Origin of the sequence: Verminephrobacter aporrectodeae subsp. tuberculatae At4 (assembly GCF_000193225.1) — a bacterium.
Lineage (GTDB): Bacteria > Pseudomonadota > Gammaproteobacteria > Burkholderiales > Burkholderiaceae_C > Acidovorax > Acidovorax aporrectodeae.
The window spans coordinates 1-466 of sequence record NZ_AFAL01000847.1 but is presented as its reverse complement, the minus strand read 5'-3'; the positions used below and the strand labels follow the sequence as shown (position 1 = coordinate 466).

Here is a 466-nt window from a genome sequence, read left to right as displayed (position 1 = left end):
GCTGAGCTACACCCGGCCCCCGACCGGCGATAACGTGATACAGGACGTTGCCGGAAACGACGCGGCCAGCTTCACGAACCAGGCCGTAAGCAACTTGGTCCCGGACACCACGGCCCCGGTGCTGGCTAGTGCCACGGTCAACAGCAGACTGCTGGTGCTGACCTACACCGATGTGGGCGACCTGAATGTCGGGAAGACCGCAGCCGCCTCGGCCTTTGCGGTCAGCAGCGCGGGCAATGAGGCCATTAGCGTGAACCAGGTGATCGTGTCGGGCCAGACCAAGACCGTGAACCTGATACTGAGCCGCGAGGTGGCCGGCGGCGAGATGCTCCAGCTGAGCTACACCCGGCCCGCGACCGGCGAGAACGGGATACAGGACGCTGCCGGCAACGACGCGGCCAGCTTCACGGACCGGGCCGTAAGCAACCTGGTCCGGGACACCACGGCCCCGGTGTAGCGCCACGGT

The 466-nt window shown here is 66.5% G+C and carries 1 protein-coding gene; it reads left to right on the top strand.

All coding sequences use genetic code 11. The annotated features are described in order from the left end of the window. A partial coding sequence (locus VTU_RS29580; RefSeq protein WP_265597360.1) for a SwmB domain-containing protein occupies positions 1 to 457 on the top strand: 457 nt, incomplete at its 5' end. Positions 458 to 466: the final 9 nt, after the last annotated feature.